The following is a 15736-nucleotide window of genomic DNA, read 5'->3' on the forward strand; positions in this document are numbered from 1 at the left end:
GGACCGTTTCGAACCAAAAATACCGCCGACCGAACCGCCCGCCGTCACATCACGCCGGGGAAGACGGGGTCGCCCGCTCTCTGGGCCGCGGAGGGAGAGAGCGGACGCTCCGATGACGGACGGCTCGGTACGGGACAGGCACCCGGAAGCATGCCCCGTTCCGGTTCCGGGAGGGATCCCCCGAACACCCGCCCGGCTGACCCGGGCGGGCGGCTTGCGGGCGCGGCGCGTGGCGCCGCGCGGGCCAGGCCGGAACCGGCGGAGTGACCAGGGCTCCGTTGCGCGGGAGACCCTCCGCACCGGCCACTCCGCCGGCTCCCAGTAGCCGTCGTGGGATGCGGTGAGCCGTGGTGGCTGCGCTCCACCCGGTTCACCGGGTCGTCACTCCCCCACGACGGCGAGCACGCGGGCGACCTTGGTCGCGGCGCCGGCCGGGTCGTCGGCGGTGTGCATCCGCTCGCCCCAGGACCAGCAGTACCACCAGTCGCGCATGTCGGAGACGGCTGCCGACCGGCAGGTGACGTTCTCGGACAGGCTCGTCGCGCTCGGGTTGATGACCCGTACGAACGTGCGTCCGCTCTGGGTCCGGACCACTCGTGCGAGCAACCCTCGCGCGTCCAGTTCCGCCACGAGACGCTCCAGGTGCTCGTAGTTGTCGTCCCCCACCGTTCGTTCCTCCCTCAGGAATCGTTGCTGGTGGGCCAAAGATGGCCCATGTCAAGGGATCGCGCAACGAGGGGATCCGCTCACGGGGAGTGGCTTCTCACTCGTGGGATGTAAGAAACAGTCCCGGGGAGGATGTTCCTTAACCGTAGGGTGGTTGAGGGCGTTCCCATCAACTCGGCATTGCTTCATAGTCATGGGTAGGCGCAGGGCAACTTGAGGGCTACGCTGAGTCACCAGTTGCGGACCGGTCGAGACATGCGTGAGAGGGGCCGGGATGTCCGGCAGACAGCACAGGGAGACGGAGATCGCCCGGCGGATCAGGGCCAAGGGCCTTGCCGCGGGGCGCACGTCGGCTCAGGTAGCTGATGAGATCCACGAGGCGTGCGCGGCCCACTTCAGCACGAGCCGCATAAAGGCGCATCGGCTGGCCTACGGCATCGCGCTGGCTGACGTCATCGAACAGGTCAGAGCCCTGTTCGAGCGCGACGGCAAGGCGATGCCCGGGATCGGCGAGACGCTCCTGTCCGCGTACGAGAGCGGGCTCAAACGCCCCGGGCCCGAGTACCTGCACTACCTGTGCACGGTCTACCGGGTCGAGCCGGTGGCGCTCGGCTACGACTCGCCCTGCATCTGTGGCCACGGCCACCGGATGCCGGGCGTGCTGAGCGGCACGGTGGAGCCGAAGGAGCGCCCGCAGCTCGCACAGGAGCGCGATCTGGTGATCCAGCCGATGGAGACGGAGCCGGAGGACGAGGAGAACGAGAACATCCTCCGCCGGACGCTATTAAATTCACTGCAGGCCGACGCCAACCTCACCGACCTGGAGGGCCCCGTGCTAGGGGCCTGCGAGGGCATCAGACGCAGGATGGACGAGACGCTGGTCATGGCCACCGTCTCCGCCGCGATGCTCGACCAGTGGGAGGAGGCGACGATCAGCTTCGGCCGTCAGTACACCACGACGGCCCCGCTGCGGCTGCTGTGCGACGTGCTGCTGGAGCTGAGCGCCGTGCGGACGGCGATGTCCCGGCGGCAGCCGATCGACTTGCAGGAGCGCCTGTGCAGGATGGCGGCCCAGCTCGCGGGGCTGGCCGGCATGATCATGATCAACCTGGGTGATCACCGGCTGGCGCGCTCGTTCTTCCGCACCGGCCGCACGGCCGCCGACGAGACCGGCGACCGGGCGCTGCGGGCGTGGATCGCGGTCCGCGAGTCGCTCGTGCCCCTCTACTTCGGCGACGCCCGCGAGGCGCTCACCCTGGCCAAGAAGAGCCGCGACATGGCGGGCTCCACGCCGTGCGCGGCCCAGGCCATGGCGCCGGTCGTCGAGGCCAGGGCGCTGGCCATGATGTCCAACGGCGAGACCAAGAAGGAGATCGTCGACCAGGCCAAGCGGGCCCTGGCGCGGGCCAGGAACGCCTTCGCCCACATGCGTCCTGAGGATCAGACGGACGTGGCATTCGGGTACACCGAGAAGCAGCTCTACTTCTACCAGGGCGACGTGCTCACCAAGCTCGGTCAGACGATCGAGGCGGAGGTCGTGCTCGACCAGGCGCTGGAGAAGTACGAGGACCACATTCTCGACCAGACGTTGATCAGGCTCGACCAGGCCCAGTGCCGGCTGATCGACGGCGATGTGAGGGAGGCGGTGTCGATCGCCACGAAGGCGCTCAACCTGGTCGGCGACGAGTACCTCACCGACCTCATCGTGCGGCCCGCGCTGCAGCTCGAAAAGGCGATCCTGGCGCGGGACGCCACAGTCCCAGGTCTGGAGGGCTTGTCGGCCGCCCTGAGGCGGCCCCGGCAGCCCGAGATGAAAGGGGGCGATGGATGAAGCTGAAGATCAGACGCTATCGGTGGTCGGATCTCGACACCATCCTCGCACTCCACCGGATCTGCCTCGCCGAGGTGGGGCTGATGCCCGGTGACGGCGTCTACTACGACGACGACTTCCCGCGCATCCAGGAGATCTATCTCGCGTGTGGCGGCGACTTCTTCGTCGGCGAGAGCGGCGGGCGGGTCGTGGCCATGGGCGGGCTGAAACCCGTCGACACCGGCACGGCGGAGATCTGCCGGTTAAGGGTCCACCCCGAGTTCCAGCGGCGCGGCTTCGGCGCGGTCATGCTCGTCGCGCTCGAACGGCGCGCGGTGGAGCTCGGCTTCCACAGCGTCAGAGGTGACACCACGCTCAACCAGGAGGCCGCACTGGCGCTGTACGAGCGCCTGGGCTGGCGTGAGCTGTCCAGGGAGCAGGTCGGCGGCCTGACCGTCGTCTACGGTGAGAAACGCCTGGTCCCGCCCGCAGTTCTGGAGTTCTAGACCGTCCCGACCGCACGGCCCCAACCCCTCCCCCTCCTGGGGCCGCTACCTTCGTCTTCCCCGGTGACCTGTCCCGGGGGGCCCGCTCGGCGTGAAGTCTCCGCCGTCACAGCGGGTGACGCTTCCCCCGCCGCTGAACCCGACATCTTTCGCCTAATTCTCATGAGCGATATGTCGGAGACACCGTAAAGCGGCGTCCACGGATAAGGATGCACGAACCAGCGGGTGAGGGTCTTACCACCCAGGTGTAAGCAAGCATCACCGGCTGCGCCCTGTACATCTTAGACTGCGAATAGTAGTGCCATGCTTTTCCTATGGCAGACGTGCCCGCTCCCCGCCCCCTTCTGGGAGCCGTGCTTCTGTTGTTCGTCAGCGCCGCTTGGGGGTCGGCCTTCCCGCTGATGAAGGATCTCATCCATCGGTTACCAGTGGAGGACCTGCTCGCCGAGCGCTATCTGCTCGCCGCGCTGACGCTGTTCCTCATCAGGCCCCGCTGCCTGCGGGGGTTGTCGCGTGAGACGTGGATCAACGGGGCCGTGCTCGGCTTGATGTTCGGAGTCGGGCAGGTGGGCCAGGCCATGGCGCTGGGCAGCCTGCCGTCGGCGGTGTCGGGGTTCGCCGTCGGGTGCAGCGTGATGATCACGCCGATCCTGTCACTGGTGATCTTCAGGGAGCCGGTGCGGCGGCGCGTCTGGGGCGGGGTCGCGCTCGCGCTGGCGGGCATGGCCGTCTTCACGCTGGTGCGCGGGGTGGAGGAGCACCGCATCTCGCTGCTCGCGCTCGGGGTCACGCTCACCGCCGCCGCGCTCTACTCCGGTCACACCCTGCTGCTCGGGCGCCTGTCCGAGCGTCCCGCCGGTTTCTCCCCGTACGCGCTGACCGTCATCCAGCTCTTCACCATCGGCGTGCTCACCGGTGGCTTCGCCGTGCGCGACGGGATCTCCGTGCCGGTCGCGCTGCCCGACTGGATGATCCTGCTGCACCTGTCCGTGATCTCCTGCGCGCTCGGCTTCCTGGCGCGCTCGCACGCCCAGGCGCACCTGCCGGCGGTGCCCAGCCAGATCCTCATGTCGTCCCAGCCGCTCTGGGTGGCCGCGATCGCGGTGATCTGGTTCGAGGAGCGGATCGGCTGGGGCATGGTCGCGGGCGGGGTGCTCATGGCCGGGGCGATGATGCTCGCGCTGCCCGCCAGGGGCGAGGCGCGGGGAAAAGAACGCCGCCGTCTGCTGTTCGTCGCCCGCCGGGCCACCAAGGTGCTCGCCGGCCACCGGATCAAACGTGAGGACCCGTTGCACCTGCACAGGGGTGCGACGCCGTACCTCGCCAAGAGCGCCTGCGCGGACGTGTCCTCGTGCCCGTGGCAGACACGCTCGCTCAAGGGAGGCTCCGAGCCCAGTCTGGAACGGTTGATCGAGCGGGCCACCCGCATCGTGCGGGCCAGGAATCTGCCGGGGCCCGGTTGCTGCCAGTCGGTCACGCTGCTCGGCAGGTGCCTGTGCGACTTGATGGAGGAATCCGAGCGGGCGCATACCACAGGATTGCAGCGTTGGTTTCGGTCCTCATAGGTTAGAGATACCCCACAAAAGGCAACTGCTTTTTATCCATTAGCCTCCCACTTATTCGCGATAAACCTTGATATTCGGTGAGGTGACCCAATAATGGGTGTTCAACCCCAAGTGGAGAGGTATGTCATGAAGCGCATCGTCGTCCGCAAGCCTGGAACCGCGAGGCTGGCTGGGACCTCCAGCGTCATTCACAAGGGGTGACTGAGGAGAGGTCCCACCTCAGGGTCCAGGGCGAACCACCCGCCCGATGGGGGGCCGTGCGGCTGCTGACGCCGTTGATCGACGCACATCGTCGGCCGCACGGCCCCTATACCGTCGCCGGCGAGCTGCTGCGCCGGCTGGTGCCGCCAGTGCTGCGGCGTTCCCCTGAGCTGGTGGCCGCGCACGACCTGGAGATCCTGGCGGTCGCCCCCGACCTGGCCGGGACCGTACCAGCCAGAAGAGCCACCATCGACGCGGAGCTGCCCGACGAGGAGCGCATCCTCGTGCCCGCGCCCCGCCGCACGCTGCGGCTGGCCAACGGGATCGCGGAGTTCGTCCGTGACGCCGTGCGCCCCGGGCGAGCGATCGCCGTCTGCAACGCCGACGCCGCCGACCCCACCGACACCGAGCTGCTGGACGTCATGACCCGGCGGATCCCGCCCGCCACCCTCACGATCATGGTGTACTCCGGCGGCCCCGAACCGCCGCCCGACACCCGCGACGCCGCCGAGCTGTGGGCCCTCGTGGACCGTTGCACCCGCGAGGGCTTCCTGCACGCCGTGGCCGAGCTGGGGGAGCGCGGCATGGCCGGCACGCCGCCCGGCGAACAGAGCTGGTGGCGCTTCGCCCAGCGCACCGCGACCGCGCTCGGCGGACTCGGCCGCACCGACGAGGCCCGCGCCGTCTGGGACCGGGTGCGCCTGGTCAGCCAGGACCCCGCGATGCACGCCGCCGCCGCGTACGGCACAGCCATGCTCGACGCCCGCCACCCCGACCCCGCCCGCCGCGATCTGACCAGGGCCAGAGGCTGGATCAACGAGGCCATCGCGATCTCCACCATCCTGCCCGACCCCGCCGAGCGGGCCTTCAAGCTCGGCTTCGACCGCAACGGCCTGGCCCTGATCGAGCTGCGGCAGGGCCGCCTCGACGCCGCGCTGGCGCTGGTGGAGTCGGCCATCGAGCTGGCCCGCGAGCTGGGGGAGCGCCACCGGCCGCACCGGATGGTGCTGCTGGCCAACCGGGCGCAGCTCCTGGCCGCGATGGGCAGGACCAAGGAGGCGCTGGAGGACTACGGGGCGGCCATCGCGATCGACCCCGGCTTTCCCGACCACTACGTGGAGCGGGGCAACCTGCTGTTCAAGCTGGGCCGCCACGACGAGGCGCTGACCGACTTCGAGCAGGCCATGCGGGCCGGGCCGCCGCTGCCCGAGGCGTACTACAACCGGGCCGAGCTGTGCGCCGTGCGCGGCGAGATCGAGGCGGCGCTGGCGGACCTGGGCCGGGTGATCGAGCTCGACCCCGCCTACCTGGACGCCTACATCAACCGGGCCGGGCTGCTGGCCGGCTGCGAGCAGGACCAGGAGGCCAGGGCCGACGTCGGGACCGGGCTGCGGCTCGCGCCGGGTAACCCGTACCTGCTGACGGTGCTGGGCCAGCTCGAGACGGCGGCGGGCCGCCACGCCGAGGCGGAGGCGGCGCTGGAACAGGCCCTGGAGCGCGCTCCAGGGCTGGTGGCGGCCTGGGCGAGCAGGGGAGTGCTCCGATACGCCACCGGCGATCTGGAGGGCGCGGTGGACGACCTGACGCACGCCATCGAGCTGCGACCCCAGCCCGACCTGTACGCCAACCGCGCGGTCGCCCTGCGCGCCCTGGGCCGTCACGCGGAGGCGGAGGCGGACGACCATCGAGCGGCGGGAGCGGCTGATGGGAACATTGGCGTATGAGGGGGCGAATAGGACGAGCGGCGGCGGTGTGCGCCGCGTTCGGCGTGTTGTGGTGGGCCACGGTCCGGCTGGCCTGGGCAGGGGTCGGCTGCGAGGACTGGGGCTGCCTGGCGCCGGCCGTCGGCGTCGTCGTGGTCATCAGCCTGGCCCTGCTCGCCGGATCCGTGCTCGCGCTGGAGCGGGTGGCGGTCCGGCCGGGACGCCGGGTGGCGCTGACGGCCGCCGGGGTGCTGGTCGTGTTCCGGCTGGTCGGGGAGTCGCTGCCGTCGTGGACGTCGTCGCTCGCCGACGCGGCCGTGGCCGGGGTGGCGTTCGCGGGGGCGGGGGCGGTGGCGGCGTTCGTGACGGAGAGCGGGGTGTCGCGGCGCAGCCGGGCTTGGACGGCGCTGGCCGTGGTGGCGCTGCTGCCGGTCGCACTGGCGGCGGCCCTCACCAGACACGGCTTCTGATCGCTTGGCGGCGGCTCGCTGTGGACGCCGAGGCCATGGGGCGCCGCGATCCTGCTCGCGAAGGGGCGCGAACGGCGCTGAGCGCGTCCCCGGTGGGTCTACGGTGGGAGGCGTGGGCTTCAACGAGCTGCTAGCGGACCTTGACCACAGTGCCAGCGCCCAGGCGGCGGGCATCAGACGCGGCTACGGCGGGCCGCCCGCCCGCGCGGTGAGCGTCAGCGCGGGCATGACCCGGCTGCGCTGCGCCTCGCTGCTCAAGCCCCTGTACGCGTGGGTGAGCGCGGCCCGCGTCCCCGACGCCGAGCGGTGGCGCCGCCACGCCGAGCCCGCCGTCGTCGTCTCCTCCAACGCCGACACGCTCAACCTGTGGCTCGCCGTCGGCCCTCGCGTCATCCTCGAAGACCTGCGCGAGCGCACCGGCGTGGCCTGGGATCTGCCCAACGGCGACCCGTCCAGGTTCGGCTCCGTCGAGGTCACGGCCGGCGAGGTGGCCGCCGCCTACGCGGTGCTCGCCCAGGCCGCCGCCGCGGGCGACCCCGTGGCCGGCGCCGTGCTCGCCTGGATGAGTGAGGTGGCCGACCCGCAGGCGTTCGGCGCGCGCGAGGCGCTGGGCTGGCCGGAGTCCGCCGTCAAGTGCGGCTGGTACGGCGCCCCCGACGAGACCTGTCTGCGCACGCACGCCGTGGCGGTGCAGCCGCGCGGCGGCACCAGGGTGAGCGTGATCGTCGCGATGACCGCCCTGCCCTACACCGACGCGCAGGAGCGGGAGGTCTACCGGGAGCGGGTGGGCAAGGGGCTGTCGGTGGAGGCGGAGCACGAGAAGGTGTCCGGCACGGTGCTACGCGGGCTGATGACGGCGACGCGGGAGGAACTGGGCGCCTGAGAGGCACTGGGCCGGGCGTGTGAGGCGTCCGCAGGCGTCACCGCGGATCTCGCGTGAGCCGTTCCACGACCTTGGCCAGCTCCGGAGGCTCCACGCCCGCAGGCAGCTCCTCGGCCCACACGTACCCGAGCCAGGCCGCGCTCTCCTCCTCCGTCAGCTCCCCCGGATCCACCTCCGGCCGCTCCTCGTCGAACCGCGCCAGAAAGAACACCTCCCGCTTCACGAACCGGGTCCCCAGCCAGCGGAAGTCCCGGTCCACCTCGACGTGCCGGTCCAGCACCGCCGAGCCGGGCAGCCCGGTCTCCTCGGTCAGCTCCCGCCTGGCCGCCCGCGACGGGGTCTCGCCGGGCTCCAGCCTGCCGCCCGGCGGCTCCCAGACCTCCGCGTCGTCGATCCGGTCGTACCAGTGCAGCAGCAGCACCCGCCCGTCGCGGTCCAGGCAGACCACGCGCGCGGCGGGACGCACGTCCATGTCGCTCACGCTGGGGAGGCTACCGGGGGACGTGGTGGCGCAGGCGCAGGGCGTCCGGGTAAGGGGAGAAGTACGTCTGGTCGCGCACCCACGCGGCGGCCTCACCGCGGGCGTGGTGGCGCAGCAGCGTCGTGGGGACGCTCAGCGGCACCAGGCCCGCCCGGTAGTCGTCGATGACGTCCACCAGGTCGGCGCGCCGGACCGGGTCGAGCGCGAGCATGCCCAGGCAGTGCTGCAGCACGTTGACGTTCTTGCCCGTGCTGGCCTTCGTGCTGAGGATGCGCCGGAACGCCTCGGTGTAGCGGGCGGTCACCTCCTCGTGCGGGCGCCCGCCAGCCGCGGCCACCACCCGGCCCGCCTCCCGGTAGAGGCCGGGGTCGTGGGCGAGCAGTTGCATCTTGTGCCGGGCGTGGAAGGAGACGAGGTCGCGGGGCCGCCAGCCGGCCTCGATCAGGGCGCGCAGCCTGGCGTGCGCGAACACCCGCTCCACGAAGCTCTCACGCAGCAGCGCGTCGTGCAGTCTGCCCTCGTCCTCCACCGGCAGCAGCGGATGCCGCTCCATGACGATGCCGCTGAACAGCCCCCTGTTGCGCCGGTCCGCCGGCATGCCGTCCGGACGGTAGACGGGCACGCCGTGGATGCCGCAGGTGGGACTCTTGGCCTTGAACACGTACCCGTCCACGTCGAGCTCGGACAGCTCCGCCGCGCGGCGTACGGCCAGCTCGGTCATGCGGTCGGTCAGATCGACCCGCGTCATCCGCGTCACCAGGCGAGGGCCGTCCTCGGAGCCCACCTGCCGCAGCGTCTCGCGCGGGGCGCCCAGGCCCACCTCGATCTCGGGGCAGACGGGCACCCAGTCGACGTACGGGTCGAGTTCGCCGGTCAGGAAGCGGTCGCGGCTGTGCCCTCCGTTGTACCTGACCGGCTCGCCCAGCAGACAGCTGGACACGGCCACCCGGGGGCGTGCTTCCTGCTCGCCGGCCGTCCCGGGTTCGGTGATCACCTTCACATTGCAGCTCGGAAGGGCGGACGCGGGCAACCAAGCCCGGGGAGATCATTTGACATCGAGTGCGCTCCCATTCGTACCTTGAACTCATGACCACGCCACAACACGAGATCGGGCCGGGTTTCGGCGCGGGATCGACCTGTCGGGCAGGCTGGCGATCGTGACCGGCGGGGGAACGTGCCGCACACGTTCAAGACGCCTGAGCAGGGCGGCGACCGAGGTGTGGGCCGCCACGTCGCCGCAGCTCACGGGCATCGACGCCTTCGCCCGCTAATCCCACGAGCTGCCCGGGGTCAGCGCTTCATCGCGCCGTCGGCGATGGCGTCGGCGGCCTCGCCGATGGCCACCCCCACGATCTCCAGCCGCCGCACCAGCTCCCGCTCCTTCATCGCGTTGGCGGTGATCTCCTCGGAGAAGATGCGCGAGATCTCGTACTGGTACATCCGCCGGATGGCCCCGCCCGCCTTCTTGGCCTCCAGCGCGTCGTGCGACACCGCGGACGGCCGCGCCGCGAGGCTCCGCACGGCCTCCTCCAGCGCCTCGATGCCCACGATGACCTGGTCGAGCATGGGCGTGAAGCGAATCTGGTCAGGCACCCGGTACAGGTGCGACTCCCGGACGAAGTCCCGCAGGGAGTCGAGCACGTCGTCGATCGACCGTGACAGCCGGAACAGGTCCTCCCGGTCGATGGGCGTGACGAGGGCGGTCTTCAGCTCGTCGATGAGCCGGGCCCGCTCCTCGTCGCCCAGGTGCTCGATCGAGCGCATCTGTTCGTGCGCCCCCGTCCTGCCCACCTCGCCGCCGATCATCGCCATCGCCAGCCACGCCCCCTCCTTGGTGGCCTCCAACTGCCCGAGGAGCGCCTCCGTCAACGCGCTGTCCATGCGCCCGGTCATGAGGTCCCTGATCCGCCGCAGCCGTTTCACTCCCGACTTTCCCTTCATGACAGCTCCACGCTCGCGAACCCCTTGACCAGCAGGGCCAGCCCCCAGCCCAGCAGGCCGCTGGCCGGCAGGGTCAGCAGCCAGGCGGCGACGATCTTCCCCGCCGCGTGCCAGCGGACCCGGCCGCCGCCCTGTGCCACGCCGGCGCCGATGAGGCCGCCTGCGATGGCCTGCGTCATGCTCACCGGCATGCCGGCCGCCGCGCACCCGATGACCGCCACGCCCGCGGCCAGTTCGGCCGCGACGCCGTGCGGTGGCCGGGAGGCGATGATCTCGCGGCCGAGCGTGCGGCCCGCCTTGGGCAGCCCGTACAGGGTGCCGGCCGCGAACAGCACGGCGACCAGCACCGTGTACTCGACGGGCGCGCCGGTGAAGCCCAGCGCGATCATGAACACGGCCAGCATCTTCTGGGCGTCGTTGGCCGCGTACGCGAGCGTCTCCAGCAGGAAGCCGGCCCAGTGCCAGCGCCACAACTGCCGTGCGGTGGTCGTGGCCACCAGCAACCGGATCAGCACCCACGCCAGCAGCCCGCCCACCAGCGGCGCGGCCAACCCGAACGCCAGCACCAGCGCCACCCACCCGGGCGCCACCTCCAGCCCCCAGCCGAGCCCCGCCCCGGTGAGCCCGCCGACCACGGCCAGGGTCAGGCTGGTCGGGCGGCCCATGGCGCCGAGCGCGCCCACGACGGCGAGCGAGGCGGCCACCGCGATGGTCATCGCGATCTGGCCGCCGGGCTCGTCGTAGGAGCCCAGCCGGGTCACGAACGTCATCGCCACCTGGTGCGTGACCAGCGGCACGACGGCGACCAGCACCGTCAGCACCACGATCCCGGTCACCGGGCGTACCGTCGGCAGCTTCAGCCCGGTCGCGAGGAGCGCGCCTCCGTCGTTGATTCCGGCCACGACGGCGAACAGGCCGGCCACCACGATCAGCACGACGGCGTCCAAGGGCATGTACTCCATCCCGCCCCGCCTCAGCAGGGACACACGTACCAGGAGACCAAATAGCTACCCAAAAAGGACAGAAGGTTTCTGCGAACTCGGTCACGCTCCCGCAACCGCTCCTCGCGGGTACCCTCGTCTCAGGCTACGAGCACCCGAACGTTCGAGCACTTAGACGTCCGCGAGAGTGAAGGCATGACCAGCCCCGCCGAATACATCCTGACGCTGTCCTGTCCCGACCGGCCCGGTGTGGTGGCCGCGGTATCCGGCCTGCTCGCCGGGCACGGATGCAACATCATCGAGAGCCAGCAGTTCGGCGACAGGGTGGCGCAGCGCTTCTTCATGCGCGTGCAGTTCGCGGCGGACCTGGGCGAGGACGACCTCAACGCCGCCTTCGCCGCGCTCGCGCCCGACTTCGCCATGGAGTTCAAGCTGCGCGACGTGGCCAGGAAGCCGCGCGTGCTGATCATGGTGAGCAAGTTCGACCACTGCCTGAACGACCTGCTCTACCGCGTACGCTCCAAGGCGCTCGACATCGAGATCGCCGCCGTCGTGTCCAACCACCCCGACCTGCGGCCGCTCACCCAGTCCAACGGCATCGACTACCACCACCTGCCGGTCACCCCGGAGACCAAGGCCAGGCAGGAGGCCGAGGTGCTGGCGCTGGTCGAGCACTACCAGGTCGATCTGGTGGTGCTGGCCCGCTACATGCAGGTGCTCTCGGAGGACCTGTGCGGGAAGCTGGCAGGGCGGGCGATCAACATCCACCACTCGTTCCTGCCGTCGTTCAAGGGCGCCAAGCCCTACCACCAGGCCCACAACCGCGGCGTCAAGCTCATCGGCGCCACCGCGCACTACGTGACCGCCGACCTCGACGAGGGGCCGATCATCGAGCAGGAGGTGGCCAGGGTCAACCACAGCCACTCACCTGAGGACCTGGTGGCGATGGGCCGCGACGTGGAGTGCCTGGCGCTGGCCAGGGCGGTCAAGTGGCACGCCGAGCAGCGGGTGCTGCTCGACGGCCACAAGACCGTCGTCTTCCCGCGCTGAGGCGTCACGGCCTGAACGTGCCGAAGTACCAGGGGTTGCCCTGCGGGTCCTGGCAGCCGTACTCGCGCGAGCCGTACGGCTGGTCGGTCAGGCCCATGGTGATCGTCGCGCCCGCGGCCCGCGCGCGGTCGTGATGGGCGTCCACGTCGTCCACGGCGACGTAGATGCCGGGGCCGCCGGGCCTTCCCAGGCCGAGCATGATCATGTCGTCGCCGGCGAGCAGCTCGGCGTGGTGGACGACGCCTTCGTCGTTCTTGGCGACCTCGTGCACGCGGAAGCCGAACGCGCCGGTCAGGAAGTCGATCGCGGCCTGGCAGTCCTGGTAACGGGCGAGTGCGTAAACAGTGCGTGTCATGAGGCCCACGATGCCGCGGCGCCGCTCCCGGGTCTTGGATAAATCTGACCCGGGGTGGTGTCGCCCAGCACCCGGAACTCGCGGTTCATGTGCGCCTGGTCGTAGAAACCGCACTCCGCCGCGGCCTCGGCCGGAGCCGTGCCCGCCCGCAGCAGCCGCAGCGCCCGCCCGAACCGGATGACCCGGGCCGCCGTCTTCGGCGGCAGCCCGACCTGGTCGTGGAAGCGGGCCACGAGATGGCGGTGACTCCAGCCCAGCGCGTCGGCCAGCGACGAGACGCCCAGCCGGCCGCCCGACTCCAGCAGCCGCGCCCACGCCCACGGCAGCTCAGGCCCCAGCGCGGGGCCCGCCGCGATGCGCTCGCACAGCAGCCGGTCGGTCAGCGCCAGCCTGGCCCGCCACGACGGCGTCGCGGCCAGCCGCTCCAGCACCAGGTCGCCCCACGGCCCGAGCAGGTCGGTGACGGGCACCACCCGGTTCGTCAGGTGCCGCATCGGCACGCCGTACAGGCGACGGGCGCCGAACGGCGTGAGGAACACCTCCACGCCCTCCGACGGGCCGTCGATGCGGGTGACGGTGAAGCGGTCGCCCAGCCCGCCGCCGAACGCCCTGACCCGCTGCCCGTCCGCCTCCATCGGCGTGCCGAAGGCCAGGATCAGCACGGAGCCGGGCATCGCCGCCTCCGACCTGGTCAGCGGCGCCGCGTAGTGCTCGCGGTAGGCGCACAGCCGGGTCACGTACGGCCGCAGGGCAGCGCTGGGGGTGGCCTCGACCATGGCCAGCCCCAGCGCGGTGCTCATGCCTTCGAGACTAACGGCCGGCGCGCCGGGCCAGAAAGGCTCGCGCGCGCCCGGCACCACAGGCCGGAAGGCTCGCGCGCCCGGCACTACGGGGCGGTGGAAGGCTCGCGTGCCGGCACTGCGGGCCGGTGGAAGGCCCGTGTGCCGGCACGTCCGGCAGGTGAGAAGGCTCGTGCGCCGGGGCTACAGGCCGGTGTGCTCGGCCAGGAAGGTCAGCGTGTCGGCCGACAGGTCGACCGACCTGCTCACCGAGCGGGCGCCGTGACCCACCTCGGTCTCGTTGCGCAGCAGCACCGGCCGGTCGGCCGTCGAGGCGTGCTGCAGCGCCGCGCACATCTTCCAGGCGTGCAGCGGGTGCACGCGCGTGTCGGACTGGAAGACGGTGAACAGCGTCGCCGGGTACGCCACCGACTCGTTGACGTGGTGGTAGGGCGAATACCCCCACAGCCAGCCGAACTGCTCAGGGTCGTCGGCCGAGCCGTACTCCACGTTCCAGGTCGCGCCGAGCCCGAACTTCTCGTACCTGATCATGTCGAGCAGCGGCGCCGAGCAGACCACCGCCGCGTACAGCTCGGGGCGCTGCGTCAGCGCCGCCCCCACCAGCAGGCCGCCGTTGGAGCCGCCGGAGATGCCGAGCTGCTCGGGCGTGGTCACGCCGGTCGCGATGAGGTGCTCGGCCGCGGCGTGGAAGTCGTCGAAGACGTTCTGCTTGTTGGCCAGCATGCCCGCGCGGTGCCACTCCTCGCCCTCCTCGCCGCCGCCGCGCAGGTTGGCGATGGCGTAGACGCCGCCCGCCTCCACCCAGGTCAGGATCGAGGCCGAGTAGCCGGGGGTCATGGACAGGCCGAAGCCGCCGTAGCCGTACAGGATGGTCGGGCGCGGGCCGGACGCCTCGCCGACGGGGGAGATGACCAGCATGCGGACGTCGGTGCCGTCCTTGGAGCGGTAGACCACCTGCTCGGTGCGCACCGGAGGCACCTCCACCGCGCCGGGGGAGGCCGCCCAGAGCGTCGTCTCGCCCGTCCTGGCGTCGTAGCGCTGGATCGTGGGCGGCGTGGTGTTGTCGGTGTAGCCGAACCACGCCTCGTGGCCGCCCTCGGGGCGCTCGGCGATGCCGCCGATCGAGCCGAGCCCCGGCGCGGGCACCTCGCCGACGACCTCGCCGGTCGCCAGGTCGTGCACGGTGATCTCGCTGATCGCGTGGCGGGTCCAGCCCACCAGCATGACCGGGCTCTCCAGGTCGTCGAGGATGGCGAAGTCGCTCAGCACCGCCTCGGGGTGCTCGGGGATCAGCTCGCGCCAGGTGTCGTAGCCGGGCTCCGCCGGGTCGGTGACGCAGACCCGGCCCCTGGACGCGTCGCGGTCGGTGTGCACGTAGAGCCTGCCGTCGCGGCCGAAGTACAGCCCGACCTGCGCGTCCACGCCCTCCTGCACGACCTTCAGCTCCGGCCGTTCGATCGGCGAGGCGGTCAGGTCGGCCACCCACACGTCGTTGCGCGGCGCGGTGCCCTCGTGCGCTGAGACCTGCAGCCAGCGGCCGTCACGCGAGACCGAGACGCCGTAGTAGTTGGTCATCTTCAGGCCCTGGCCGAAGATCATCACGTCGTCCTCGGTGGAGGTGCCGACGCGGTGCAGGTAGACGCGGCGGTGGAACTGCGTCTCGTTCTCCGGCACCTCGGTGCTCGGCAGCCTGCGTACGTAGTAGAACGCCGCACCGCCGGGCAGCCACGCGATCGGCGAGTAGCGGCAGCGGTCGATCGGCCCCTCGATCCGCTCGCCCGTGGCCACGTCGATGATGTAGAGGATCGACTCCTCGTTGCCGCCCACGGAGATCTGGTACGCCAGCAGGCGCCCCTCCTTGTCGGGCTGCACCGCGTCCAGCGTGGTCAGCCCGGACGGGTCGAGCGCCATCGGGTCGACCAGCGCCCGCTCGGTGCCGTCGGGCTCGACCACGTAGTAGACCGCGTGCTCCTGGTCGGGCGTGCGCCGGGAGAAGAAGTAACGCTCGCCGCGCCAGGCCGGGACGCCCACCGAACCGGACCTGAGCAACTCGGCGATGCGGTCCTTGAACCGTTGCGGGCCCCGCTCCGCGCCGAACAACTCGGCCTGCGCGTCCAGCCATCCCTTGGTCTCGGGGCTGTCGGGGTCCTCGAGCCACCGGTAGGGGTCTGGGACGGGGGTTTCGTGCAGGATGTCGACGATGTCTTCGCGACGTGCTGTCGGGTACGGCTCTCGCGTCATGCCAGGAACCCTACTGCCAAAGGGCATGCGTAAAGCGCTGGTAGAGCGGGCATAAAACGTACCGTGCGTCCCTCTGGTCATTCCGGCGAGTGGTTTTTGGGGTGGCGGGGACCACGGTGCAAA

15 protein-coding genes are annotated in these 15736 nt (G+C 71.0%); 7 read left to right on the forward strand and 8 right to left on the reverse strand.

Features of this window, described 5'->3' with window-relative positions:
* Nucleotides 1-381 precede the first annotated feature (381 nt).
* Nucleotides 382-666, reverse strand: a complete 285-nt coding sequence (locus FXF51_RS39120) for a hypothetical protein (protein ID WP_148439801.1) — start codon at nucleotides 664-666, stop codon at nucleotides 382-384.
* 274 nt (nucleotides 667-940) lie between these two features.
* On the opposite strand from FXF51_RS39120, the gene FXF51_RS39125 reads away from it, so the two are divergent.
* The 6 genes from FXF51_RS39125 (at nucleotide 941) to FXF51_RS39150 (ending at nucleotide 7804) form a co-directional block, all read left to right on the forward strand.
* Nucleotides 941-2497, forward strand: a complete 1557-nt coding sequence (locus FXF51_RS39125) for an XRE family transcriptional regulator (protein ID WP_148439802.1) — start codon at nucleotides 941-943, stop codon at nucleotides 2495-2497.
* Complete coding sequence (locus FXF51_RS39130; RefSeq protein WP_148439803.1) at nucleotides 2494-2982, forward strand: GNAT family N-acetyltransferase; 489 nt, start codon at nucleotides 2494-2496, stop codon at nucleotides 2980-2982. The genes FXF51_RS39125 and FXF51_RS39130 overlap by 4 nt, the downstream gene beginning before the upstream one ends.
* A gap of 353 nt (nucleotides 2983-3335) precedes the next feature.
* Nucleotides 3336-4547: a DMT family transporter gene (locus FXF51_RS39135; RefSeq protein ID WP_187414808.1), complete on the forward strand. Its 1212-nt coding sequence runs from the start codon at nucleotides 3336-3338 to the stop codon at nucleotides 4545-4547.
* 197 nt (nucleotides 4548-4744) lie between these two features.
* Nucleotides 4745-6472 carry a tetratricopeptide repeat protein gene (locus FXF51_RS39140; RefSeq protein ID WP_148439805.1) on the forward strand — a complete coding sequence of 576 codons (1728 nt, stop codon included), beginning with the start codon at nucleotides 4745-4747 and terminating at the stop codon, nucleotides 6470-6472.
* The gene (locus FXF51_RS39145) at nucleotides 6469-6921 is read left to right on the forward strand and encodes a hypothetical protein (protein ID WP_148439806.1); all 453 of its coding nucleotides are present in this window, start codon (nucleotides 6469-6471) and stop codon (nucleotides 6919-6921) included. Before FXF51_RS39140 ends, FXF51_RS39145 begins: the two co-directional genes overlap by 4 nt.
* A 112-nt stretch (nucleotides 6922-7033) precedes the next feature.
* Complete coding sequence (locus tag FXF51_RS39150) at nucleotides 7034-7804, forward strand: hypothetical protein (RefSeq protein WP_148439807.1); 771 nt, start codon at nucleotides 7034-7036, stop codon at nucleotides 7802-7804.
* Between the two features lie 37 nt (nucleotides 7805-7841).
* On the opposite strand, the gene FXF51_RS39155 is transcribed toward FXF51_RS39150, so the two are convergent.
* From FXF51_RS39155 to FXF51_RS39170, 4 genes are all read right to left on the reverse strand, one after another.
* Nucleotides 7842-8276: an NUDIX domain-containing protein gene (locus FXF51_RS39155; RefSeq protein WP_148439861.1), complete on the reverse strand. Its 435-nt coding sequence runs from the start codon at nucleotides 8274-8276 to the stop codon at nucleotides 7842-7844.
* A gap of 19 nt (nucleotides 8277-8295) precedes the next feature.
* The gene (locus tag FXF51_RS39160; RefSeq protein ID WP_262380115.1) at nucleotides 8296-9279 is read right to left on the reverse strand and encodes a YbgA family protein; all 984 of its coding nucleotides are present in this window, start codon (nucleotides 9277-9279) and stop codon (nucleotides 8296-8298) included.
* A gap of 296 nt (nucleotides 9280-9575) precedes the next feature.
* Nucleotides 9576-10226 (reverse strand): DUF47 domain-containing protein, encoded by a 651-nt coding sequence (locus FXF51_RS39165; RefSeq protein WP_262380116.1) that lies wholly within the window; start codon nucleotides 10224-10226, stop codon nucleotides 9576-9578.
* Entirely contained in the window at nucleotides 10223-11179 is a 957-nt protein-coding gene (locus tag FXF51_RS39170; RefSeq protein ID WP_262380117.1) for an inorganic phosphate transporter, read from the reverse strand. The genes FXF51_RS39165 and FXF51_RS39170 overlap by 4 nt, the downstream gene beginning before the upstream one ends.
* 183 nt (nucleotides 11180-11362) lie before the next feature.
* On the opposite strand from FXF51_RS39170, the gene purU reads away from it, so the two are divergent.
* A complete protein-coding gene (gene purU, locus FXF51_RS39175) occupies nucleotides 11363-12217 on the forward strand; it encodes a formyltetrahydrofolate deformylase (RefSeq protein WP_148439808.1) in 855 nt (284 codons plus the stop codon).
* Between the two features lie 4 nt (nucleotides 12218-12221).
* Here the strand turns inward: purU and FXF51_RS39180 are convergent, their stop codons facing one another.
* The 3 genes from FXF51_RS39180 to FXF51_RS39190 form a co-directional block, all read right to left on the reverse strand.
* Complete coding sequence (locus FXF51_RS39180) at nucleotides 12222-12572, reverse strand: VOC family protein (RefSeq protein WP_148439809.1); 351 nt, start codon at nucleotides 12570-12572, stop codon at nucleotides 12222-12224.
* On the reverse strand, nucleotides 12569-13372 hold the full coding sequence (locus tag FXF51_RS39185; protein WP_148439810.1) for a helix-turn-helix domain-containing protein: 804 nt from the start codon (nucleotides 13370-13372) through the stop codon (nucleotides 12569-12571). The genes FXF51_RS39180 and FXF51_RS39185 overlap by 4 nt, the downstream gene beginning before the upstream one ends.
* 183 nt (nucleotides 13373-13555) lie before the next feature.
* Nucleotides 13556-15613: a prolyl oligopeptidase family serine peptidase gene (locus tag FXF51_RS39190; RefSeq protein ID WP_148439811.1), complete on the reverse strand. Its 2058-nt coding sequence runs from the start codon at nucleotides 15611-15613 to the stop codon at nucleotides 13556-13558.
* Nucleotides 15614-15736 lie beyond the last annotated feature (123 nt).

Origin of the sequence: Nonomuraea sp. PA05 (genome assembly GCF_008086045.1) — a bacterium.
Taxonomy (GTDB): Bacteria; Actinomycetota; Actinomycetes; order Streptosporangiales; family Streptosporangiaceae; genus Nonomuraea; species Nonomuraea monospora.

Bases quoted from the DNA above. Each gene is read 5' to 3' on its own strand.
- FXF51_RS39130 (WP_148439803.1), top strand. From the start codon at position 2,494: ATGAAGCTGAAGATCAGACGCTATCGGTGGTCGGATCTCGACACCATC.
- FXF51_RS39190 (WP_148439811.1), bottom strand. From the start codon at position 15,613: ATGACGCGAGAGCCGTACCCGACAGCACGTCGCGAAGACATCGTCGAC.
- FXF51_RS39170 (WP_262380117.1), bottom strand. From the start codon at position 11,179: ATGCCCTTGGACGCCGTCGTGCTGATCGTGGTGGCCGGCCTGTTCGCC.
- purU (WP_148439808.1), top strand. From the start codon at position 11,363: ATGACCAGCCCCGCCGAATACATCCTGACGCTGTCCTGTCCCGACCGG.
- FXF51_RS39155 (WP_148439861.1), bottom strand. From the start codon at position 8,276: ATGGACGTGCGTCCCGCCGCGCGCGTGGTCTGCCTGGACCGCGACGGG.
- FXF51_RS39125 (WP_148439802.1), top strand. From the start codon at position 941: ATGTCCGGCAGACAGCACAGGGAGACGGAGATCGCCCGGCGGATCAGG.
- FXF51_RS39165 (WP_262380116.1), bottom strand. From the start codon at position 10,226: ATGAAGGGAAAGTCGGGAGTGAAACGGCTGCGGCGGATCAGGGACCTC.
- FXF51_RS39180 (WP_148439809.1), bottom strand. From the start codon at position 12,572: ATGACACGCACTGTTTACGCACTCGCCCGTTACCAGGACTGCCAGGCC.
- FXF51_RS39185 (WP_148439810.1), bottom strand. From the start codon at position 13,372: ATGAGCACCGCGCTGGGGCTGGCCATGGTCGAGGCCACCCCCAGCGCT.
- FXF51_RS39145 (WP_148439806.1), top strand. From the start codon at position 6,469: ATGAGGGGGCGAATAGGACGAGCGGCGGCGGTGTGCGCCGCGTTCGGC.